This window comes from Mycobacterium sp. P2_H7 (genome assembly GCF_056403275.1).
In genome coordinates this window covers 19,192-40,263 of record NZ_JBFUFU010000030.1, presented here as the reverse complement: position 1 = coordinate 40,263, position 21,072 = coordinate 19,192, and the positions used below count along the sequence as shown (strand labels likewise).

The window sequence follows — 21,072 nt, the reverse complement described above, 5'->3', positions numbered from 1 at the left end:
AGGTCGCATACGTCAACGTGGGCACCAGGCACCCACCGCATTCAGCCAGCCCTACCGACATCACAGCACCACCACAACACCCGAACACCGGATGTCGACCCAACATGCCAAACCCCGCTATTGACACGGCCTACAGCCAGTTAGGGTTACCCCATGCGCGTCTACCTCGGTGCCGATCACGCCGGACTCGAATTCAAGCAGACCATCATCGAGCACCTCCTGAAGAACGGCCACGAACCGATCGACTGCGGTGCCTTCACCTATGACGCCGACGACGACTACCCGGCGTTCTGTATCGCGGCGGCTCTCAAGACCGTCGCCGATCCGGACAGCCTGGGCATCGTGCTCGGCGGTTCGGGCAACGGTGAGCAGATCGCCGCGAACAAGGTGCCCGGCGCCCGCTGCGCTTTGGCGTGGAGCGTCGAGACGGCGCAGCTGGCCCGCCAGCACAACAAGGCCCAGCTGATCGGCATCGGCGGCCGGATGCACACCACAGAGGAGGCGCTGGCCATCGTCGACGCGTTCCTGACCACCCCGTGGTCGGAAGCCGAGCGCCATCAGCGTCGGATCGACATCCTCGCGCAGTACGAGAAGGACCACATCGCGCCGCCCGTTCCCGGCGCTCCCGCCTGATACATGGCGTGATCGATGCCAGAGGGGCACACCCTGCACCGGCTGGCCCGGTTGCACCAGAAGCGTTTCGGGCGCGCACCGGTGACGGTGTCCAGCCCGCAGGGCCGGTTCGCCGACGCGGCCGCGGTCAACGGCCAGGTCCTGCGCCGGGCCGATGCGTGGGGTAAGCACCTGTTCCACCACTACACCGAGCGCGCGGTGGTGCACGTGCACCTCGGGCTCTACGGCACCTTCACCGAGGCGCCGGTCCCGCTACCGTTGCCGGTCGGCCAGGTGCGGATGCGCATGGTGGGCGCCGAGTACGGCACCGACCTGCGCGGGCCGACGGTCTGCGAGCTGATCGACGAGGCCGCCGTCGACGACGTGGTGGCCCGGCTGGGCCCCGACCCCCTGCGCGCCGATGCCCACCCGGAATTGGCGTGGAAGCGAATCACCAAGTCCCGCAGAACCATCGGAGCTCTTCTGATGGACCAGACGGTGATGGCCGGGGTGGGCAACGTCTACCGCAGTGAGCTGCTGTTCCGGCACCGGATCGACCCGTACCGGCCCGGCACCCACGTCGACGCCGACGAGTTCGGCGAGATGTGGACCGATCTGGTCGCCCTGATGAAGGTCGGGGTGCGGCGCGGCAAGATCGTCGTCGTCCGGCCCGAGGACGATCGCGGCGCACCCTCCTACCGGGAGGGCCGCCCGCGCACCTACGTGTATCGCCGCGCGGGTGATCCCTGCCGGGTCTGCGGCACGGCGGTGCGCACCGCGGAGTTGGAGGCACGCAACGTGTTCTGGTGCCCGAACTGCCAGTCGTGACGGGGTAGGTCGGACGACAGCGGGTCGTAAGGGTAGGTCCGACAGAGGGTCCAGACAGGAACTTACGAGGCGCGCAGATTCTCGGCCATCGTTCGTGCAAGCTCGACTGCGCAAGCCTGTAAACGATCACTTTCCATAACGTCGGGAAAGTTGAGTTGTCGGACTGCAAAGCTGAGTAGCACCGCCCACAACTCGCGCTCACTTGTCACAGATGCGACGAGCCAGTCCAAGCAGGCCGAAAAGTATTCTGGAAATGGGCAATCTTGGAGGAAGATGGTCCTATCGAACACGCTGAAATTTGCGGGCTCAGGCCACGATCCGACGCGCAATCGTGATGCTTTGTGGAACAAACCGCCCAAGAGCAATGAAACTGCATCAATGATTCTACTGCCGTACAGCTGACTGTCGAAATCTATGATGACAGGATCGGATCCAACGACCAGTATATTTCCGGGATGAAGATCGCCATGCTGGTGTTTTAAGGTGGTTCGCACGCTTATTGTCGGTCGAGGAGCTCTGATGCCATGCGTCGATAAAATTTCCTCTATCAAGTTCCATTCAGCGAAATAACTCGTGACATCGGAGAGATTCTTGTCGACAGTGGTATTGTTATGCGCCATACTATCGAGGCCGCTAAGCAATCTTTCGATGACATCTTGAGTGGAGGAATGGTCCGCAATCAACGAAGAAAGAGGTTGCGCGTTCCGGCCGGCGGTCTGTATTACTGTTGCGCACTGTCCGCGACAAAGTCCATTTACGGTGTGAACCACCGCCGCAGCCAAGCTGCCGGGGAGCAACGACTGAAATCCTCCAGTCGACGGAATTTTTTTTACCTTCTTGACCACATAGTCGGCAACTAGACCGTCTGGCCCGTCTATTGCGCAATGCCAGACATCGGCATCGCTGACTCCACCTTCGAGTGGCTCGGCGCGAACGCTTGTTCCCGCAAATTCAAACGCTACGCGGCGAAGTAGTAGCTTTTTGGCGTCGTTAAGGTCAGATCGAAGTGAATCGGGTAGAACGTTGATGTCGCGCAATCTCATCAGTTGGTCGTGGAGTCTTACTGCATAGCGTTCAAATTCAAGAGTTTGGCTTTTCCTGAAAGGCGCAACTCGGTCTACTGAAATTGAGCCACTTCGAAGTGTGATCGAACCTCTGTGTCGGGTGGCGAACTGCGCGTAGTCTTCGTCGCTGTACCCAGTAAGCACGGCCACTGGCACATCGGGATATTCTGCCAGTAGGTCTTCTAGCAGGTCGTCACCTATCTGGTTGCTCGGCTGATCGCCGATGGCATTAGGAAGATTCCGGTCGAGGACCAAGAAATCTATCTGACCTTGGAGGTCACTAAGTCCTCGTTTTGCTTCGCTCGCATCCCAGTAATGAATTACCTCGAAGCCTGCCGTTGTTAGTGAGTCTGTGGTTTCTGGAACCTGCTCAGGATCGTCTTCTACAAGCGCAGCAATTGGGCTAGACATGGAATCTGCTACCCCTAACCGACGCCGTGGCGATACCACCCACTGCTGACAGATCATACAAATAGCGCATTCGAGAAGCTGCCCTATTTGCGGCGAGCACACCAAGTCCGCGGTGGCCAGTTTTCGTTGAAGTACCGATGCCCGACACCTGTTGAAGGGTAAATGAGCTACCGGAAAACGGATTGGAAATGGTCAACCAAAACTCGGACTTACTTACGCCATAGTTAACAGATACATCGGCGATTCCAACGGGATCGACAGTCGAAGAGGCATGTATAGCGTTTGATATGGAGTTTCCTATTATTAAGGCCATTAATCCTCGATCAGTCTCAATCATGTCATCGGTCGACTGATTCGCTGCGTTGACGACTAGGCGGTCGTCGCTTGCTAGTGGGGGAATAGACTCATTCACCAGTTCGGAAATTGATATTGAGGTCCACTCAGGTTCTCGACTAGCATCTGCAAGTTGGGCGACACCGTCGATGCGGCGGCGTAGCGCTTCGATTGTTCGATTCGTAGCACTGGCCTCGAAGAGTGCTATCTCGCGATTAGCGGCTTTTCGGAGCCAGCCAATCGCGGGTTCAGTCTCGTGCCGAATCAAGCCTGCTAGATCCGAAAGGAGGTCCTGCTCTTCTGTCAATCGTCCATCTGAGTGGCGTATCAGTTGTTGATCGTGGCGGTCGGACGCGTTGCTTCCCATCGAATCGAGACGATGAAGCGCGACGTCAAGATGCCGTCTTATCTGCGGCACCGTCTCGATTTCCATTGCTTCGACTAGCTGATTCCGCCAGCTACGAGATGCATGCTCCGAAAGCCATTGCGCTGCTTCGATTCGTTCGGATGGACTCCTTGAATGGAGGAGACGTCGCGCTTCAGTCTCCTCCATCTAGGCTCCCGAATTGGCGGTAGAAGTTTGCGCGCCTCTTGAATGCCTCGGCGCCACCTTCCATTAGGGATGTGATGATCTGAACGATGTCGGGTTGGTCGAACCCTCCACGTGCATCTACAAAGCCCCGGAGTCCGTCGCTTTGTAGCGCGATTACGGTTTCCGCGCCGCCCAGCACTGGGATGTTGGCATTATGCGTTGCAACGATGGTCTGAGCGCCTGATTCCCCGCGCCGTTGCATGCTTTTTATTACATGTGAAACAAGATATGCGTTGTCGAGGTGGTCCTCGGGCTGATCCAATATCAAAGCGCGGGATTCTTCTGTAAGGAATATCGGTAAGGTAACGGCGCATTTTTGGCCCGCTGACAGCTCTTCGACGCTTTTTGTTAGCAAACCGTCTTGAAGTTGAAAATCGACATAGTCTTCGAGAACTAATTGGGCTAATTCGCCGAGGGCTTCGGGAGTCTGCAGATGGCTGATTACTCGCGCAGCCCGCTCTTCTGCGATTCGAGAGGCTGTCGCGAGGCCTTTGACATTTCCAGATTCGACAAGTCTTAATAATTGTCGCGGTAAAACATCACGAGAAATGGCGTCGGCTAATGGGCGGTATTGTAGGTTGCTTCCCTGGAGTAGTGCCTGCAATGCAGCCCTGAGACTCATCGTGTCCGCCAAGTGATCAATTGTGACGACTACGCGATTATCAAGCTGCGACGATACATGTCGCGCTACTGCATCTCGTTTTGAAAATACCTCTTCTTGCCAAGCGTCTCTAGCATCGAACCGAGCGTCTCTCTCGATTCTGAGCCGAACTTCGCGATCCCGCATGTCGCTAATCTGAATAGCGAGGACTTCTAATTTTGCGAGCAAAACTTCCACATTGCGTAGTCGTGCCGTGACGTCGCCAAGGCCAGTTTCAGCTTCTTCGAGATCCGCACGTAAGCGCGCGGCGTCTACCCTCAGGTTGTTGTCGCGAGCCGCCAAGTCCGTCACGGCTTCAACTATTTGTTGCGACGCGATGGCAGCTGTTGACTCAGCTAGATGAAGATATTCTGCTTCCTGTTCAATGTAGTCATCCAGCAACGGTGCGAGCACTGAGCCGGTTGAGATTTGTCGAAGGTCAGTTAGTTGACGTGCCAATGACTGATGAAGACTATTGGTGGTGGTGAGGAGAGTGCTCGCTCTCTCGGCTCTTTCTTGATCTTTTTCGACTTGTCCGAGCTCGTCTTCGAGTGTACGCAAGCGATGACGCAAAGCGCTTAGGTCGTTTGTGGCGGCGGAAAGCAATTGTGTTTCCTCCGCGACCAGTCCCTCTCGTTCCAGAGCGAGGTCGCGCCGTTGAGCTAGTTGATCGTCAGACTGCTGGATATTCTCTTTTAGATTGGCTATTTCTTTTGTGAGGGAGGCGCAGTCCTCGAGTAGTAGCTTGTCGATATGCACGCCAGCCCTGAGATCAATAAGTTGCAGCCTGCTCGATTTGTCAGATGCAATACTTTCTAGTTCATTCTGGCCAAGCATTAACGCAACAGACTCGGTAAAACTGCTCCGACCTCTGCCCTCTGCATCAACTGCCAGTCGATGACGACTCCGATCTGACTCAATATCGATGACAATCTCACCGTCGCGAAGCAACTCTCTGACGCGGGTTTCGTTAGAGCGCTTCTGTGCAATGGGATTTGGTATTGCAAGTGCGTGCCTAATAAGTTCAAGCAGTGTCGTCTTACCGACGCCGCGGGGCCCAACGATCACGTTTAGACCACGTGTCAACTCAACGTCTAAGCCGGATAAGAACCCACCTGTGACGCGCACTCGGGAAATCCACATTGGCATCCTCTCGCGTACTCTCCGCATTTTGATCCGCGAAGTTCGACCTAGCGTACTCAGTCGGGTCTGCGGCGTCGCGCACCACAGGCGCCCTATATGCAGGCCCAGGTCGCGTTGAGCGCTCCGACGGGTAGTCCGGGACAATCAGTGCTGTGGAATTGATCCTCGTCGTCGTCGGCGCCATCCTGGTCACCGCCATTGCCCATCGCCGCGGGTTCGAACCCGCGCTGATGATCGTGGTCGTCGGCATCGCCGTGTCCTTCCTGCCCGGATTCGAGGCACCCGAACTCGATTCGCACATCCTGCTGACGGTGGTGCTGCCACCGCTGTTGTACTCGGCGGCGCTGGACTTTTCGTTCCCCACCTTCCTGCGCAACATCCGCCCGATTCTCGGGCTCGGTGTCGCCCTGGTCGCGGTCAGCGCGTTCGCGGTGGCCGCGGTGTCGTCCTGGCTGGCGCTGGTGCCGCTGACCTTCGCCACCGCATTGGTGCTCGGCGCCATCGTGGCGCCACCGGACGCCGTCACCGCCGTCGCGGTCGGCCGCAAACTCGGCCTGCCCAAACGCGTGATGGCGATCCTCACCGGCGAGAGCCTGATCAACGACGCCGCCGCGCTGGCGCTGTTCTCGGTGGCGGTGACCCAGGTGGCCGGCGGCCACACGTTCATCGCGAATCCGTTCCTGCTCTTTGGCTACAGCGCCGTGATCGGACCAATCGTCGGCCTGGCGCTGGGGTACGTGACGCTGTGGATCCGCAGGCGACTGGCCAACCCGGGACTGGAGACCGTGCAGGGTCTGGTGGTGCCGTTCGCGGCGTTCATCGTCGCCGAGGAGGTGCACGCCTCCGGTGTGCTGGCCGTCGTGGTCGCCGGATTCGTCGTCGGCAACGGCACCCTCGGCGCGGGATATCAGACCCGGCTGCAGGAGCGCTACGTCTGGAATTCCGTCGACGTGCTGCTGGAGGCCTTCGTCTTCGCCTACATCGGCCTGCATCTGCGCTTCGTGCTGGAGGACCTGCGGGAGGCCCACGAATCACTGATGGAGGTCGCGGTCGCCTCGATGATCGTCCTGGTGATCGTGCTGGTCATCCGGCCACTGTCGGTGTTCGCGATGTTCGGCCGCAACAAGCTGTTCCGCCACGTCGAAACCCGGCTGAGCGTGCCCGCACCCGAGAGCGGTCGCGGTGCGCTGGGGACCCGGCGAAAACCGCGGGGCAAGTGGCGGTCGCGGATCGACCGGCGCACGTTGAGCTGGCAGGAGAACGTGGTGGTCTCGTGGACCGGGATGCGCGGCGTCGTCACCTTGGCCGCCGCGGCCGCCATTCCGGCGACGACGATGTCCGGCGAACCCTTCCCGGAGCGGGCGACCATTCAGGCAATCGCGTTCGTCGTCAGCGTGGGCACACTGCTGATCCAGGGCTGGTCGCTGCCGTGGCTGATCCGGCGCCTGCAACTGTCGCGGTTCAACGACGACCACGCCGAAGACCGCGAAGAGGAACTCAAGGCCGAACGGGTGGTGCACGCCGCAGCCGACGACGTGATCGCCGAATTCCGGGCGAACCCGCCCGTGGACATGGACCCGCGCGTGCTCGCGGAGATCCGCACGGCCGTCGCCCGCCATTCCGAGGACGTCGATGGGATGCCCGATCCCGAGGCGCCGACCAAGCGGGCGAAGGTCTTCTCCGCGCTCTACCGCGACGTGCTGTCCGCGCAGCGGGCCGCGCTGATCACCGAACGGGACGAGGGGCGCATCGAGGACGAGGCGGTGCGCGCCATGCTGGAGCGCCTCGACCTGCAGGAGGCCGGGGTGTCTTCCAGGCTGGAGAGCCGGCTGTAGTCAGCTGCCGCCGCAGCCGCCGCCACAGCCCCCGCCGCCGCAACTGGACCCACTGCAACTCGAACCGCTGCAACCGGATCCGCCGCCGCTGTCCGAGCCGCCGCTGCCGGTATCCCAGACACCGCCGTCCGAACCGGAGCTCTGGTCGAACCCCTGCTGGTAGCCCTGGTCGAAACCGGCGCCGTAGCCGTTCTCGAAACCCTGTGCGCCGTAATCGACGCCGTGCATCCCGGAGAACAACGAGTCGAACAACAGCACCGACCCGACACCCCAGGCGCCGGCCACCAGGGCCGGCTTCCACCAGGGTTCGGAGTACCAGCCGGCCGGGACCGGCCGCCCGGCGACCCGGCCGCCGGGATAGTAGTTCGGCGTGCGCTGCGACGGGGCGGGGGAGGCCTCGATCTGCCTGCCCTCCACGGTGACCCGGCGATCCTCGGTGACGGAGCCGGCCCCGCGCTGGCCGCTGAGCGTCTCCAGTTCCGGCCCGGGATCCAGGCCCATCGCAGCCCGCGCGGCGCGCACGTAATAGAGGCCCTCGATGGCGCTCTCCTTGGCGAACGCGGCCTGGCGCGCGGTCGTGGCCTGATCGATCTGGGCAGCGGCGGCGTTGTACCGCTCCGACGCATCGGCCATCGCCTGCTTGGAGGCGTTGTCGGTGCCGGTCAGGTTGTACACCTGCCCGCCGAGCCGCTCGATGACGCGCCGGGCGTCGGCCTTGGCGTCGGACAGGGCGGCCGCGTTGCGGCCTCCGGTGGCCTTCGACGACGCGTACACCAGCAACCCGATGCCTGCCACGACGAACAGGATGAGGATCAGCAGCATGCCGTTCATGGCGCTCAGCGTAGCCAAAGCCGGCGCGCTGGACCCGCTACCGATCCCACACTTTTCGGTGCCGGATCAGAAGTCGAAGCCGCCGAAGTCCCCGCCGCCGTCGAAGCCGCCGAAATCGCCACCCCCATCGGAGCCGCCCCAGCTGTCCCCGCCCCAACCGCCGTCGGAACCCATGTCCTGGCCGCCGTCGGCGGACATTTCGCCCTGCTCCAGGCCCTGCTGGAAGCCGTCACCGTAGCCGTTCTCGAAACCCTGTGCGCCGTAGTCCACGCCGTGCATCCCGGAGAACAGGGCGTCGAACAGCAGCACCGACCCGATACCCCAGGCGCCGGCCACCAGAGCCGGCTTCCACCACGGTTCGGAGTACCAGCCGGCGGGCACCGGCCGGCCGGCGACCCGGCCGCCCGGGTAGTAGTTCGGGGTGCGTTGTGACGGACCGGGGGAGGCCTCGATCTCCTTGCCCTCGAACTGGATTCGACGATCCTCGGTGACGGCGCCCGCCGACCGCTGACCATCCAGGGTCTCCAATTCCGGGCCAGGGTCCATACCCATGGCGGTACGCGCCGCGCGCACGTAGTACAGACCCTCGATGGCGCTCTCCTTGGCCAGCTGCGCCTGCTTGGCGGTGTTCGCCTGGTCGATCTGCGAGGAGGCGGCCGTGTAGCGCTCCGAGGCATCGGCCAGGGCCTGCTTGGCCGCGTCGTCGGTCCCGCTCAGGTTGAACACCTGACCGCCGAGCCGCTCGATGACGCGGCGGGCGTCGGCCTTCGCGTCGTCCAGCGAGGCGGCGGTGCGGCGTCCGGTGGCTTTCTGCGAGCTGTACACCGCAAAACCGATCGCGAGGATGACGAGGACGATCAGGACGAGGAGCAGGCCGTTCATGATTTTCAGCGTACCGACAGGTTCGGGGCGGTCTCCGGCTCGAACTGAGAGCGGCCTCAGGTCGTTGAGGTCGCGTGGCGTCGCGCGTCCCGCGGGCGCAGTGCCGTCTTGGTGATGTCGCCGTCGTAGAGGGCCAGCACCCGCGGGTCCATCACGCGCCGCCACAGCGGCGGGCACAGCGCGAGCACGAGCATCGCCACGTATCCGGCGGGAAGCTGCGGGGCGTGTTCGGTGTGGCGCACCGCCTGATAGCGGCGCAGCGGGTTGGCGTGGTGGTCGGAGTGGCGTTGCAGATGGAGAAGAAAGACGTTGGTGATGACGGCGTTGCCGTTCCAGCAGTGCGCCGGGCGCAGACGTTCGTAGCGGCCCGACGTCAGCTTGCGCCGTCGTAACCCGTAGTGCGACAGGTAGTTCATGGCTTCCAGCAGGAACACGCCCAGGACCGCCTGGCCGGCCAGCCACGGGAGATCGACGGCGCCGAACCAGGCCGTCAGCCCGGCGAACAACGCCGCGCTGAGCAACCAGGCGTTGAGCACGTCATTGCGTAGTGACCACGGTGAATGTCCTTGGCGGGCAAGTCGTTTCCGTTCCAGCAGCCAAGCGGAGCGAGTGCTGCCCAGCGCCGACCGAGCCGCGAACGCGTAGACCGTCTCGCGGAACCGTGCGCTGGCCGGATCCTCGGCGGTGGCCACTTTCACGTGGTGTCCGCGGTTGTGTTCGACGTAGAACTGCCCGTAAAAGCTTTGCGCCAGCGCCAGCTTGCTCAGCATCCGTTCGGTGCGACCGCGTTTGTGGCCCAGTTCGTGAGCGGCGTTGTTGGCGATCCCGCCGACCACGCCGGTGGCCACCATCAAACCCACCTTGCCCGCGATTGCGATGTGCAACCAGCCGCCGCCGCTCCACAACCAGCACGCGAAGATCAGCGAAAGGTATTGCGCGGGAAGGTACAGGTGGGTGGCCGCCCGGTAGTACCGGTCGCCCTCCAGTGCGGCCAGCGCCTGATCGGAGATATGGCGCCTGTCCTTCTGGCCGAGCGCGTGGTCGAGCAGCGGGATGACCACGAACGTGAGAACGGGACCGGTCCACCAGAACGCCGTCTGCCCTGTGGTCCACACCAGCAGCCAGGACAGCGCGACCATGCCCGGGGTGGCCGGCACCATCAGCCACAGGTAACGCCGAGGATCGCGCCAAGGTAAGTGAGCAACTTTACTGAAATCGCCAATATCTGATTGCTCGTCGCTCGCGTGCGGGAGTGGCGAAGCAGTCATTGCATACTTATACCGTTCGCGTTTTAGCTGCGCAACGACTGGCACTCCGCGCCCACCGAATCGTCACCATCCATATCTAGCTGGGCATATGGCAAGGTTGGCCGTATGGTGGAGTGTCGGCGCCGCTGGTGGTCACAATTGCTTCAGAGGTTAATTTCAGCAGTTTCCCAGAATTGCTGATCGTTCCTGATAAATGGCTACCTGCCTGTATTTCCGGCGTCGTGGCAAATTCGATCGATATGACACGCAGCGCAGACCGGGCACCGGCGGGGGCTGATCGTCGCACTGATCAGTCGCCGGTCGGTGCCCGGTCTGCGAATTGCTTCGAGCGAATCGGAACTACTTAGCCCCCGAAAGCCTTGCCGATGGCCTTGGTCACGCCACTGACGGCCGCACCCGTGCGCTTCTGCAGGTTCGTGCCCGCGGCGCCGAGCTGGTTCTGCGCGTTGGTGCCCGCGGCGCCTAGCTGGTTCTGCAGGTTGGTGCCCGCGTTACCCACCTGGACCTGCCCGTTGGTGCCCGCGGCACCCAGCTGGTTCTGCAGGTTGGTGCCCGCGGCGCCGAGCTGGTTCTGCGCGTTGGTGCCCGCGTTGCCGAGCTGGACCTGCAGGTTGGTCGCTCCGTTACCCAGCTGGGTGATGATGTTTTGCTGCGAATCGGCTGCGGCTGCGCCTGCCGATGCAAACGCGATCGCGAGCCCGCCGCCGGCTACGGCCACAGCGGCCACCAGCTTGTGTCGCATCCCCTGACGTGAATCCATGGTTTTCCTCCCGGTAGCAAACGCCTCTGTTGGCATTTGGAAGTTACCACAGCGATCGCTGGATGGGCTATAGCCGAGACTGAATCTCGACGGGCAACTGTATTTACCACTAGGTCAATTGTTTGCTTCCGCGAATGGGGCGGCCGTTGGATCCTCCTGGTGATCGCCATCGGTCATGGCGACACTATTGCGTGCCAGGCGCGATCGATATGGACAAAGATGCAGTTCAAAGATGTCATTGAGAACGCAATCAGTAGGCAAGGAGTTATGGCAGGCGACCTATCGGACGGTGGTCATGCCGATGGAAAGATTCTGAACGACTTGCTGAGAATGAACTCAGGGTGAATTCGAATCGTTATGAATTCATGCGTCGACGTGGCGGGCGATCGATTGCCGGAGCATCTCTACAGCTAATAAATCTTGCGGTGCCTGGTTAGCGGTGTCCATGGCCGGGTGGCGCCGGCTTGACTGCAGCCCGCAAAGAATGTTCGAAAGGGACAGCCGGAGGACTCGTTGTCGTCAGCGTGGTGCGCGAACGTTGCTGTTTGGTACCGGAACGACACCGTGTGCGACCGCCGCTCCGGCGGCCTGCCCGAGCCCCGGTCGGGGCCAAAAAAAAATCGGCCCTACCTGCGGTTTCGCAGACAGGACCGATTTCTGTGGAGCGGGCGACGGGAATCGAACCCGCGTAGCTAGTTTGGAAGACTAGGGCTCTACCATTGAGCTACGCCCGCACGTTGGTGCAACGCAAGACTGTACCGGCGAGGGCGCGGACAACGCCAATTGACCGTCCCGCGTGTTGAACCCGTAGTATCTCGACCGCAGCGAGACACGGGGTGTAGCGCAGCTTGGTAGCGCATCCGCTTTGGGAGCGGAAGGCCGCAGGTTCAAATCCTGTCACCCCGACCCACCCGTTTCAGGCGTCCAGCACCAACCGCTCATGGGGTGCCTTGGCCCGGGATACGCACACCAGCATCTGCCCCAGGTCGCGCTGCGCCTCGGTGAGCAGGGTGTCGCGATGGTCCACCTCGCCGGAGATCACCCGCTGCACGCACGTGCCGCAGTACCCCTGCTGGCATGAATAGGCAACGGTGGGAACGGCATTGCGCAGGGCGGCCAGTGCGCTCTGATGCGCCCCGACGTCCACCACGGTGCCGCTGTGCGCGAGTTCCAGCGCGAAGGGTTCGCCGTCGATCACCGGTGGGGCGCTGAAACGCTCGCTGTGCACCTCGATGCCGGAATCCACCGGGATGGCCCGAAGCACCGCGTCGATCATCGGCGGAGGCCCGCACACGTAGACCGCGGTGGTGGGATCCACCCCCTCGAGCAGGGTCTCGGCGCTCGGCGGGCCGTGCTCGTCGTCGGTCTGGATCCGCACCTTGTCGCCGTAGGGCGCCAGTTCGTCCGTGAACGCCAGCGCGTCGTGGCTGCGGCCGGTGTAGCACAGCGTCCACTGGGCGCCCTGACGTTCCGCCAGCCGGATCATCGGCAGGATCGGCGTGATACCTATGCCACCGGCGATGAAATGCAGCCGCGCCGACTGGGACGCCGAACCGGGCAGCGGCATCATGAACGCGTTGCGTGGGTCGCTCGCCGCGACCGTCCCGCCCAGCGTCAGGCCGTGCACCTCGATCGATCCGCCGGCGCCATCAAGGCTGTGCCGCACCGCAATTCGATATTCGCCGCGCAGCTCCGGATCGCCGGTCAGCGAATACTGGCGGGTCAGGCCGGAAGGCAGGTGCAGGTCGATGTGGGCGCCCGGATGCCAGCGCGGCAGGGGAGTGTCGTCGAGGGCAGCCAGTGTCAGTGCCACCACGTGGCCGTCGGCGGCCACGATCTGCCGGTCCGCGATGCGCAACGACGTGCGGTTGACGGCGGCGGGCAGCGCCGGCAGTGCAGCGTCGCCACCCAGGCGCGTCACCACGGAGAGGAAATGCGGCACTGCTGCCCCGACGACGCGGATCAGCAGATCCGGCGCTGTCGATTTGTACAGGCCGGGCGGCGGTTCGCCGGCGTAGGGCTTGAGCAGGCTGCGGAGGAAGCGCGGCATCATCCGTGCATGGCGCGGGCGGCGGGTGAGGCAGCCAGATACGCGACGGCTTGTGCGGTGCTGCCTTCATCGACCGGGTTGTAGCCGGGCCGCAGCAGCCGTGACCCCGTCCGGAACAGATAGGCGATGGTCGGGATCGATCCGCGCTTCCCGGAGACGTGCATCTTCCACATCAGTCTGGTGTAGCCCATGTTGGGCAGCGCGGGATCCGCGTGGACCAGGAACTTCAGTCCGCGCAGGACCAGCGCGAAGAACACCACGCTGACCATCAGCCCGCCGGCTGCCTGGGCGACGAAGTCCATGCCGAAGTATTTGGCCACGTTGTAGGAGACGTGTCGGTGCTCCACCTCTTCGGCACCGTGCCAGCGCATCAGATCCGCCATCATCGGATCGACGTTCAGGCTTTCCCACTCGTTGTTCAGGGCCCAATGGCCGAGCACACCGGTGAAGTGCTCGGCGCCGTTGAGTGCATGGGTGCCCGAGGCCAGCGCCTTGCGCCGACGATCCGGGCACGAGATCTTCGCGATGCGCACGTCGTATTGGCCGGCCACCCATTCCAGCTGATCCAGGAACCGGGTGGGGTCGATGTCGTGCCGGCGCAGAAACTCGACGAGGACGACATCGTGGGTCTTCGCGTGGATGGCCTCCTGGCCGATGAATCCGATGATCTGCTCGCGTAGCCGCTCGTCGCGGACGTGTTCGAGCGCCTCGGTGAACAGCTTGGCGAACCAGCGTTCGGCCACCGGCAGGAACAGGTTCAGGGCGGTGATGGCATGCGAGCCGTAGGGGTCACCCGGCATCCAGTGCAGCGGCGTGTTCTCCCAGGAGAACTTGGCGTCGCGGGGGCGAAGGGCCACTTCCTCGGGGGCGTAATTGTCCAATGGGCTCGAGTCTTCAAGCCGCTGCTGAGTCACGACTGACCTCCTTGGGGGTGACTGTGACATACGGGTTCCACCCGCGGGGGTGATTAATCATTCCGTTCGTATTCGGTACGTAGCGGTAACCGGATTGGTTGCAATGGGGCCCCGGGAGTCTGCTCGGGGACGCCAAGTGTCGGGCGTCCAACCCGGTCAACTACCCTGTTCGCGAAGCGCGCGGAGCTGCTGAAGGCGACATGACGACACGTTCCGCCCCCGCACGCCGCGACGCCACCAGAAGACGCATACAGGAGTAACGCAGTGAAAAGCACGGTCGAGAAGCTGAGCCCCACTCGGGTTCGGATCAACGTGGAGGTTCCCTTCGCCGAGCTGGAGCCCGATTTCGACCGGGCCTTCAAGCAGCTGGCTCAGCAGATTCGCCTGCCCGGGTTCCGCCCGGGCAAGGCGCCGCGCAAACTCCTGGAGGCCCGCATCGGCCGTGGGGCCGTGCTGGAGCAGGTCGTCAACGACGCGCTGCCCAGCCGCTACAGCGAGGCGGTGAGCACCGCTGACGTGCAGCCCCTGGGGCAGCCCGACATCGAGGTCACCAAGCTTGAGGACAACGAAGAACTGGTCTTCACCGCCGAGGTGGACATCCGTCCCGAGATCGAGCTGCCCGAGCTGTCCGAGCTGAAGTTCAGCGTCGACCCGATCGCCGTCGGCGACGACGAGGTCGACACCGAGCTGCAGAACCTTCGCGCCCGGTTCGGCACCCTGACCGGTGTCGAGCGCGCGGCCGCCGAGGGCGACTTCGTGTCCATCGACCTGTCGGCCACCGTCGACGGCGAGGACGTGCCCGAGGCCAAGACCGAGGGTTTGTCCCACGAGATCGGCTCCGGCCAGCTCATAGAGGGTCTGGACGAGGCGATCACCGGGCTCAAGGTCGACGAGAGCAAGACGTTCAACACCACCCTGGTCGCCGGACCGCACGCCGGCCAGGAGGCCGAGGTGACGGTCAAGGTGAACTCGGTCAAGGAGCGCGAGCTGCCCGAGGCCGACGATGAGTTCGCCCAGCTGGCAAGCGAGTTCGACACCATCGACGAGCTCAAGGAGAGCTTGATCGAGCAGGTGCGTCGGGCCAAGCGCATCCAGCAGGCCGAGCAGATCCGCGACAAGGCGCTGGAGACCCTGCTCACCGACATCGAGGTGCCGCTGCCCGAGGCGATCGTGCAGGCCCAGGTGGACGACACCCTGCACAACGCCATCCACGAGCTGGAGCACGACGAGGCGAAGTTCGAGGAGTCGCTGACCGAGCAGGGCAGCACCCGCGAAGAGTTCGACGCGGACAACCGCAGCAACGCCGAGAAGGCCGTCAAGACGCAGCTGCTGATGGATGCCATCGCCGACAAGCTCGACATCCAGGTCGGCCAGGCCGACCTGACCGAGCGGCTGGTGCTGATGTCGCGGCAGTACGGTCTGGAGCCCCAGCAGCTGCTGGGCTTCCTGCAGCAGAACAATCAGTTGCCCGCCATGTTCGCCGATGTGCGCCGCGGCCTGACCATCGCCGCGATCGTGCACGGTGCCACCGTCACCGACACCGACGGCGCTGTGGTCGACACGGCCGAGTTCTTCGGCCCGGCCGGTGGCGCTGACGCCGAGGCGGCCGAGATCGAGGACGCCCCGGAAGCTGATGACGCCGACGAGGCTGACGACGCCGACAAGGCGGAGAAGGCCGAGAAGAAGGCTGCCAAGAAGGCCGCCAAGAAGGCTGAGAAGAAGGCCGACAAGAAAGATCAAGACACCGCTGAGTGACGCTGTGAGCGAACGCGCGCCCTCTTGGGCGTGCGGTTCGCTGCGCGTTGGTTAGTGTCGGTGAACGAGTACGACAACTCGAGAAAGCAGGTATCCAGCCGTGACTGACATGCGTTCTGGCGCGTCGGGGCTCAACCTCATCGACTCGGTGTATGAGCGGTTGCTCGCCGAGCGCATCATCTTCCTGGGTACCCAGGTCGACGACGACATCGCGAACCGGCTGTGCGCGCAGATTCTGCTGCTGGCCGCGGAGGACCCCGTCAAGGACATCCACCTGTACATCAACTCGCCGGGTGGATCGGTGACCGCAGGTATGGCCATCTACGACACCATGGTGCTGGCACCGTGCGACGTGGCGACCTACGCCATGGGTCTGGCCGCCTCGATGGGTGAGTTCCTGCTGGCCGCGGGCACCAAGGGCAAGCGTTATGCCCTGCCGCACGCCCGGATCATGATGCACCAGCCCTCCGCAGGCATCGGCGGTAGCGCGGCCGACATCGCGATCCAGGCCGAGCAGTTCGCGCTGACGAAGAAGGAGATGAACCGGCTCAACGCCGAGTTCACCGGCCAGACGCTGGAGCGGGTGGAGACCGACGCGGATCGTGACCGTTGGTTCACCGCGCCGGAGGCCCTCGCCTACGGCTTCGTCGACCACATCATCACCAGTGTCAGCGTTAACGGCGACGGACCAGGAGCAGGTATCAAATGAACCCCGATATGCAGCCTTCCTCTCGGTACATCCTGCCGTCGTTCATCGAGCACTCCAGCTTCGGTGTCAAGGAGTCCAACCCGTACAACAAGCTGTTCGAGGAACGCATCATCTTCCTCGGCGTGCAGGTCGACGACGCCTCGGCGAACGACATCATGGCCCAGCTCCTGGTGCTCGAGTCGCTGGATCCCGACCGTGACATCACCATGTACATCAACTCGCCGGGTGGTTCGTTCACCTCGCTGATGGCGATCTACGACACGATGCAGTACGTCCGGGCCGACATCCAGACCGTCTGCCTGGGCCAGGCGGCCTCGGCCGCCGCGGTGCTGCTGGCCGCCGGTACCCCCGGCAAGCGGCTGGCCCTGCCGAACGCCCGCGTGCTCATCCACCAGCCCGCCGTCGGCGGCGCGATCCAGGGTCAGGTCTCCGATCTGGAGATCCAGGCCGCCGAGATCGAGCGCATGCGCACGCTGATGGACACCACGCTGGCTCGGCACACCGGCAAGGATCTGAATCCGCGCGGCAATCGCGTTTTCGGTCTAGCCCTCCGCGGAATCCGGTGCGGAGGTGTCGCCGGCCGACGACGGCGCCTCGGGCCGGGACGCTGCCTTCGGGTTCTTCTTGTGGCTGGTCGTCGGGCCGGCCGAATCTCGGGAACCCCGCTCCGCATTGCCGTGCGAATGGCGGATCTTCGTGCGGGGATTGACCGGCGCGGCGGGCGGCTCCGGCGCGTCGGGGGACGGCTCGGTCGCGGCCGGGGTGTCACCGGTCGCCGGTGCGGAGACGTCAGGGGTTTCGGGCTCGACGGGCGCCGGGTCGTCCTTCGGGGCGGGCGTTGACACCGCGTCGGCGGGTGGCTGGATGTCCACGTCATCGCGACGGGGTGCCTGCGGTGCACTCGGGATGTCCGGCTCATCGGCGGTTCGCGCGGCACGCGTGTCGACGGAGAACGCGGTGGCGGTCCGCGCCGCGGGGCCGGGCACCGCGGTTGCGGCGGCCAGACCGGTCGCTCCGCGCAGCAGGGCCGCAGGCAGTCGGAGGATTCGGCCCAGGGCCGACCCGACGAATCCGACCAGGGAGCTCATTGCCTGATCGACCTGCAGGATGACCGATGCCACGGCCGCCGCGGCCAGGCCACCCCCGAACAGGGTGATGATGATGGCCGCGCCGACGGGTTGTCCGATGACCGGGTTGTACACGAAGGGTGACAGCACCGCCACCACTGCGCGGATGGTCACTGCCGCCACTCGGAAAACGCCGTTCGCGATCGTCGTGCCGACGACGGAGGTCGCCAGCCCGGGCGTCGCGGTGGCCGCGGCCGCGGAATATTGCTGGGGCGCAGCATTTTCGGTGACCAGGGGATCGACGAGCGCGGCGAACTGTCTCACGTGCGCGACGAGGTCGGGCACGGTAGCGGTCAACGGCTTGGACACGGCCGCGAAGGCGGCGGTGGGCGGCACCGCGCGCGGCGGGCTCGCGACGTCCGGCACCACGACCAGGCCGGCGGCGAGGGCGCACGTGCACACGGCGACGCCACCGGCACGGGCAAGAGAGTTCCTGGGTCTTCTCATCATCGTTCCTTCCTCTGGTCACGCTCCGAGACCGAAATTGTCGGTGGCGTCGATATGCGTGGACTGAGTAGGACGACACTCGTTTTTCGGTTCCTGCGCCGCGATCAGTAGCTGAACGTCGTGGCGCCGTCGCCGATCCATTCCCACAACTGCACGGTCCCCCCAGGCTGTGCTCCGCTGATGAAACCGTCTGCATCCAGGTGCTTGGACTGGATGCAGATCGGACACACCAGGTAGCGGCCGCCGGCGTTCTGGTAGCGCTCCATCAGCTGCTGAAGCGACGGGCACCCGTCGCAGGCGGTGCCGACGGCCACCCCGGGGACGACCAGCCGCACCGCCTCTTTGGTCAGGAACATCATGGTGGGCCGGCCCGACTCCGCGGCGCCGACGGCGACCAGGAAGGCCACCGTCACCCGTTCGGCGTCTTCCAGGCCGGTGGTCAGGCTGACGGCGGCTTTGTTCATCGTGTGATTCATGGGCTCAGCCTGTCGCGGCCGGCACCCGGGCACATGGGGCGTTTGCCCCACGTGTGCCCGCTACCCGGGGTTCGCCAGCCCGTGCCGCAGCGCGTACATGCTGGCACCGATGCGGTTGGACACCCCGATCTTGGCGTAGGTGCGTTCGACGTGGTTGCGGGCCGTCTTCTCGCTGATCACCAGCGATGCGGCGATCTCCTTGTTCGACGCACCCCGGGCGACCAGGCGCAGCACGTCCACCTCGCGTGGGGTGAGGCCGTCCGGGCGGCCGCCGGTCCGCTCGCAGAGATGGCCTGCCGCGTGCAGCACCGCCTCGACGGCAATCTGGTCGAGCTCTCCGGCGCGCACCCGTTCCTGCAGCCGCCGCGCTGCCGACGCCGGCGTCAGCGCCTCGCGGTAGGGCCGGAGTTCGCAGCCCGACTGGTAGGCGACCGCCGCCGCCAGCACCCGGTCGGGTAGCCCCAGCGCCGATTCGGGCAGGCCGCGCGGGTATCCCGACCCGTTCAGGCACTCGTGGTGGTTGCCTGCGAGTTGGGCGACCTCCGCCAGCCCGCGCACCTGGCTGAGGATCCGCACCGTCAGATACGGATGCAGCCGGACCCGTTCGGACTCGCCGGAGGTCAGCGGCCCGGCTTTGGACCACACCTGGTTGGAAACCCCGATGCGGCCCAGGTCGTGGACGTGTCCGGCGCGCCGGGTCAGCGCGACCGTCGCCGCCTCCAGGCCGGCCACCGCAGCCGCGTCGCCCGCGAGCCGGGCGACCGCGCGGGAATGGCCGAGCGTGAACGGGCACTTCAGGTCGACGAAATCACCGAGAGCCATCAGCAGCGCGTCCACGCCGTCGTCGTCGAGGTGCTCGTGCCGGTCGGGCGCTTCCTGCAGCGCGGCCTGCCACGCGTCGCCGGCCACCGGCCCGGCCAGGATCGCGTCGGCGCCGCGGACGAACACGTCAACGATCGCGGGGTCGAACTGGCCGCCGCGGCGCCGGTTGGCCACGGCCACCGCTGCCGCGACGCCCCCGGTGCGGTGATGCACCTCGACGAGGTCGGCCAGCTGGGCCACCCGCATCTGGATCGGGATGCCATCGCCGCGCACCCCTGTCGGCATCCCGCCGCCGTCGTAGCGCTCGAAGGCGAACGCCAGCGCGGCCTGCACGTCGGGTCCCAGGCCCAGCCGGTCGGCCAGCAGTGCCGCAGAAGTGCAGTGCGAGTGGATCATTCGGGACAGCTGCCCGCGGGCGTCGACGAACAGCGTCGCCATCACGTTCAGCCGGTGCAGCAGGGGTTCACCGCGGGCGATGTTGCCGACCAGGAAGCGCATCAGCGGCCACCCGGCATTGTCGACGAGGTAGGTGTCGTGCCGGACCGCGATGTCGTCGCCGAACCAGCGCGCGTATTCGTGCGAGTCGGCGTGACATCCGATCCACATGATCAGCGTCGTGTAGTAGATGCAGTCCCGCTCGGTGCGGCTCAGGCCCATCCGGTCGGCGAGCCTGGTCGCGATCAGCGAGGATCGCAGCATGTGCTCGCCCGGCTGCCCCAGCCCCAGGTCCACCGCGACGGACAGGGCGGCGAGCAGTTCGGCGCGGCTGGGTGTCTCGGCCGGCGCAGCCATGCGCCGATTATGCAGGGCGGTGGTCTGTTTCGGCACTGTGATGACGGGCGGGGTCGAAATTCTCGAAATGGCCGGATCCGACGACGAACAGGCCGCGCTGCGGCGGCCGGAACCCGGCGAGGCGCAGCTGGCGGGGCAGTGGACCGGGCCGGCCCAGGTCGACGCCGCGCACGGCGGCGTGGCCGGTGGCCTGCCATACCTGCGCCGGGGCCAGCATGAACCGCTGGCCGTTGGGGGCTGCGCCGTGCAACCGGACCGACCCGGCCCGCAGCAGGGGGCCTGCCGACGCCCCGATCAGGGTCAGCGCGCCGCGGTGGGTCCAGGCCCGGTCCGGCAGGGCCCGGCCGATGGCGCTCATCAGCCGGGTCGACGGGCTGGCGCTGATGTCGACGGTCCAGTCCAGCAGGCCGTCGATGCTGACGCAGAGGGTCCACGAGTCCACCCAGGCGACATCGATCTCGCACTGGACGGCCTGGTGCGGGGCGGCGGTACTGAAGTACCGGCTGCAGCTCTGCTGCGCGGGAGTGGTGGCGTAGAACGTCCAGGCGCCGGCCGGGTCGCGGTGCCACACCGACCGGTAGGCGGGCGCGAAGGTCGTCGCGGGGAAGTGACGCAGTGCCAGATAGTGGCCCGAGGTGAACGGAAAACCCATCACCCCGAAGCCGACGAACCGCTCGTCGTCGCCGGGCGGCAGGGTGGGGTGGGCCAGTACCGCGGAGGCGGCGTCCAGGGGAGTGTGTGCTGTGGTCATGGGACCACGGTGCCGGGTGGGAAAGATGCT

18 protein-coding genes, 2 tRNA genes and 1 pseudogene are annotated in these 21,072 nt (G+C 64.7%); 7 read left to right on the top strand and 14 right to left on the bottom strand.

All coding sequences use genetic code 11. From position 1 onward, the window contains the following. Positions 1-153: 153 nt before the first annotated feature. Positions 154-633: a ribose-5-phosphate isomerase gene (locus tag AC1DY7_RS30615; RefSeq protein ID WP_477497518.1), complete on the top strand. Its 480-nt coding sequence runs from the start codon at positions 154-156 to the stop codon at positions 631-633. Positions 634-648: 15 nt separating this feature from the next. Further along, on the top strand, positions 649-1,440 hold the full coding sequence (locus tag AC1DY7_RS30610) for an Fpg/Nei family DNA glycosylase (RefSeq protein WP_477497517.1): 792 nt from the start codon (positions 649-651) through the stop codon (positions 1,438-1,440). 62 nt (positions 1,441-1,502) lie between these two features. Here the strand turns inward: AC1DY7_RS30610 and AC1DY7_RS30605 are convergent, their stop codons facing one another. The 3 genes from AC1DY7_RS30605 to AC1DY7_RS30595 form a co-directional block, all read right to left on the bottom strand. Further along, on the bottom strand, positions 1,503-2,915 hold the full coding sequence (locus tag AC1DY7_RS30605; protein ID WP_477497516.1) for a phosphotransferase: 1,413 nt from the start codon (positions 2,913-2,915) through the stop codon (positions 1,503-1,505). Continuing rightward, positions 2,908-3,681 (bottom strand): GHKL domain-containing protein, encoded by a 774-nt coding sequence (locus AC1DY7_RS30600; RefSeq protein WP_477497515.1) that lies wholly within the window; start codon positions 3,679-3,681, stop codon positions 2,908-2,910. The genes AC1DY7_RS30605 and AC1DY7_RS30600 overlap by 8 nt, the downstream gene beginning before the upstream one ends. A 106-nt stretch (positions 3,682-3,787) precedes the next feature. Then, the gene (locus tag AC1DY7_RS30595; protein WP_477497520.1) at positions 3,788-5,623 is read right to left on the bottom strand and encodes an AAA family ATPase; all 1,836 of its coding nucleotides are present in this window, start codon (positions 5,621-5,623) and stop codon (positions 3,788-3,790) included. Positions 5,624-5,775: 152 nt separating this feature from the next. On the opposite strand from AC1DY7_RS30595, the gene AC1DY7_RS30590 reads away from it, so the two are divergent. Beyond that, positions 5,776-7,458 carry a cation:proton antiporter gene (locus AC1DY7_RS30590; protein WP_477497514.1) on the top strand — a complete coding sequence of 561 codons (1,683 nt, stop codon included), beginning with the start codon at positions 5,776-5,778 and terminating at the stop codon, positions 7,456-7,458. Here the strand turns inward: AC1DY7_RS30590 and AC1DY7_RS30585 are convergent, their stop codons facing one another. The 5 genes from AC1DY7_RS30585 to AC1DY7_RS30565 all read right to left on the bottom strand — a co-directional run bounded on the left by AC1DY7_RS30585 (position 7,459) and on the right by AC1DY7_RS30565 (position 11,933). Then, positions 7,459-8,289 (bottom strand): DUF1542 domain-containing protein, encoded by an 831-nt coding sequence (locus AC1DY7_RS30585; RefSeq protein ID WP_477497513.1) that lies wholly within the window; start codon positions 8,287-8,289, stop codon positions 7,459-7,461. Between the two features lie 66 nt (positions 8,290-8,355). Next, the gene (locus AC1DY7_RS30580) at positions 8,356-9,171 is read right to left on the bottom strand and encodes a DUF1542 domain-containing protein (protein WP_477497512.1); all 816 of its coding nucleotides are present in this window, start codon (positions 9,169-9,171) and stop codon (positions 8,356-8,358) included. Between the two features lie 56 nt (positions 9,172-9,227). Further along, positions 9,228-10,331: an alkane 1-monooxygenase gene (locus tag AC1DY7_RS30575; RefSeq protein ID WP_477497511.1), complete on the bottom strand. Its 1,104-nt coding sequence runs from the start codon at positions 10,329-10,331 to the stop codon at positions 9,228-9,230. Between the two features lie 451 nt (positions 10,332-10,782). Beyond that, the gene (locus AC1DY7_RS30570; RefSeq protein ID WP_477497510.1) at positions 10,783-11,199 is read right to left on the bottom strand and encodes a hypothetical protein; all 417 of its coding nucleotides are present in this window, start codon (positions 11,197-11,199) and stop codon (positions 10,783-10,785) included. Between the two features lie 660 nt (positions 11,200-11,859). Beyond that, positions 11,860-11,933 (bottom strand) — tRNA-Gly (locus AC1DY7_RS30565). A gap of 98 nt (positions 11,934-12,031) precedes the next feature. Here AC1DY7_RS30565 and AC1DY7_RS30560 point away from each other — a divergent pair. After that, positions 12,032-12,105: transfer RNA gene (locus tag AC1DY7_RS30560), tRNA-Pro, on the top strand. Positions 12,106-12,115: 10 nt separating this feature from the next. On the opposite strand, the gene AC1DY7_RS30555 is transcribed toward AC1DY7_RS30560, so the two are convergent. Together AC1DY7_RS30555 and AC1DY7_RS30550 are read right to left on the bottom strand one after the other, a co-directional pair. Further along, the gene (locus AC1DY7_RS30555; RefSeq protein ID WP_477497509.1) at positions 12,116-13,249 is read right to left on the bottom strand and encodes a PDR/VanB family oxidoreductase; all 1,134 of its coding nucleotides are present in this window, start codon (positions 13,247-13,249) and stop codon (positions 12,116-12,118) included. Further along, positions 13,249-14,163 carry a metal-dependent hydrolase gene (locus tag AC1DY7_RS30550; RefSeq protein ID WP_477497508.1) on the bottom strand — a complete coding sequence of 305 codons (915 nt, stop codon included), beginning with the start codon at positions 14,161-14,163 and terminating at the stop codon, positions 13,249-13,251. Before AC1DY7_RS30550 ends, AC1DY7_RS30555 begins: the two co-directional genes overlap by 1 nt. Positions 14,164-14,427: 264 nt before the next feature. Between AC1DY7_RS30550 and tig the strand changes: the two genes are divergently transcribed. From tig to AC1DY7_RS30535, 3 genes and pseudogenes are all read left to right on the top strand, one after another. Beyond that, positions 14,428-15,918, top strand: coding sequence for a trigger factor (gene tig, locus AC1DY7_RS30545; RefSeq protein ID WP_477497507.1), 1,491 nt, complete (start codon positions 14,428-14,430; stop codon positions 15,916-15,918). A 109-nt stretch (positions 15,919-16,027) separates the two neighbouring features. Further along, complete coding sequence (locus AC1DY7_RS30540) at positions 16,028-16,627, top strand: ATP-dependent Clp protease proteolytic subunit (RefSeq protein WP_477497519.1); 600 nt, start codon at positions 16,028-16,030, stop codon at positions 16,625-16,627. After that, positions 16,624-17,139: pseudogene (locus AC1DY7_RS30535) on the top strand (ATP-dependent Clp protease proteolytic subunit); the annotation flags it as partial. The gene AC1DY7_RS30540 and the pseudogene AC1DY7_RS30535, both read left to right, overlap by 4 nt. A 30-nt stretch (positions 17,140-17,169) precedes the next feature. Here AC1DY7_RS30535 and AC1DY7_RS30530 read toward each other — a convergent pair. The 4 genes from AC1DY7_RS30530 to AC1DY7_RS30515 form a co-directional block, all read right to left on the bottom strand. Beyond that, the gene (locus AC1DY7_RS30530; RefSeq protein ID WP_477497521.1) at positions 17,170-18,201 is read right to left on the bottom strand and encodes a hypothetical protein; all 1,032 of its coding nucleotides are present in this window, start codon (positions 18,199-18,201) and stop codon (positions 17,170-17,172) included. Positions 18,202-18,305: 104 nt separating this feature from the next. After that, entirely contained in the window at positions 18,306-18,677 is a 372-nt protein-coding gene (locus tag AC1DY7_RS30525) for a DsrE family protein (RefSeq protein WP_477497506.1), read from the bottom strand. 60 nt (positions 18,678-18,737) lie between these two features. Next, complete coding sequence (locus AC1DY7_RS30520) at positions 18,738-20,291, bottom strand: HD domain-containing phosphohydrolase (protein WP_477497505.1); 1,554 nt, start codon at positions 20,289-20,291, stop codon at positions 18,738-18,740. 7 nt (positions 20,292-20,298) lie between these two features. Next, positions 20,299-21,042 (bottom strand): hypothetical protein, encoded by a 744-nt coding sequence (locus AC1DY7_RS30515; protein WP_477497504.1) that lies wholly within the window; start codon positions 21,040-21,042, stop codon positions 20,299-20,301. Between the last annotated feature and the right edge of the window lie 30 nt (positions 21,043-21,072).

Bases quoted from the DNA above. Each gene is read 5' to 3' on its own strand.
- AC1DY7_RS30615 (WP_477497518.1), top strand. From the start codon at position 154: ATGCGCGTCTACCTCGGTGCCGATCACGCCGGACTCGAATTCAAGCAG.
- AC1DY7_RS30610 (WP_477497517.1), top strand. From the start codon at position 649: ATGCCAGAGGGGCACACCCTGCACCGGCTGGCCCGGTTGCACCAGAAG.
- AC1DY7_RS30605 (WP_477497516.1), bottom strand. From the start codon at position 2,915: ATGTCTAGCCCAATTGCTGCGCTTGTAGAAGACGATCCTGAGCAGGTT.
- AC1DY7_RS30600 (WP_477497515.1), bottom strand. From the start codon at position 3,681: ATGGAAATCGAGACGGTGCCGCAGATAAGACGGCATCTTGACGTCGCG.
- AC1DY7_RS30595 (WP_477497520.1), bottom strand. From the start codon at position 5,623: ATGTGGATTTCCCGAGTGCGCGTCACAGGTGGGTTCTTATCCGGCTTA.
- AC1DY7_RS30585 (WP_477497513.1), bottom strand. From the start codon at position 8,289: ATGAACGGCATGCTGCTGATCCTCATCCTGTTCGTCGTGGCAGGCATC.
- AC1DY7_RS30580 (WP_477497512.1), bottom strand. From the start codon at position 9,171: ATGAACGGCCTGCTCCTCGTCCTGATCGTCCTCGTCATCCTCGCGATC.
- AC1DY7_RS30575 (WP_477497511.1), bottom strand. From the start codon at position 10,331: ATGGTGCCGGCCACCCCGGGCATGGTCGCGCTGTCCTGGCTGCTGGTG.
- AC1DY7_RS30570 (WP_477497510.1), bottom strand. From the start codon at position 11,199: ATGGATTCACGTCAGGGGATGCGACACAAGCTGGTGGCCGCTGTGGCC.
- AC1DY7_RS30555 (WP_477497509.1), bottom strand. From the start codon at position 13,249: ATGCCGCGCTTCCTCCGCAGCCTGCTCAAGCCCTACGCCGGCGAACCG.
- AC1DY7_RS30540 (WP_477497519.1), top strand. From the start codon at position 16,028: ATGCGTTCTGGCGCGTCGGGGCTCAACCTCATCGACTCGGTGTATGAG.
- AC1DY7_RS30530 (WP_477497521.1), bottom strand. From the start codon at position 18,201: ATGAGAAGACCCAGGAACTCTCTTGCCCGTGCCGGTGGCGTCGCCGTG.
- AC1DY7_RS30525 (WP_477497506.1), bottom strand. From the start codon at position 18,677: ATGAATCACACGATGAACAAAGCCGCCGTCAGCCTGACCACCGGCCTG.
- AC1DY7_RS30520 (WP_477497505.1), bottom strand. From the start codon at position 20,291: ATGGCTGCGCCGGCCGAGACACCCAGCCGCGCCGAACTGCTCGCCGCC.
- AC1DY7_RS30515 (WP_477497504.1), bottom strand. From the start codon at position 21,042: ATGACCACAGCACACACTCCCCTGGACGCCGCCTCCGCGGTACTGGCC.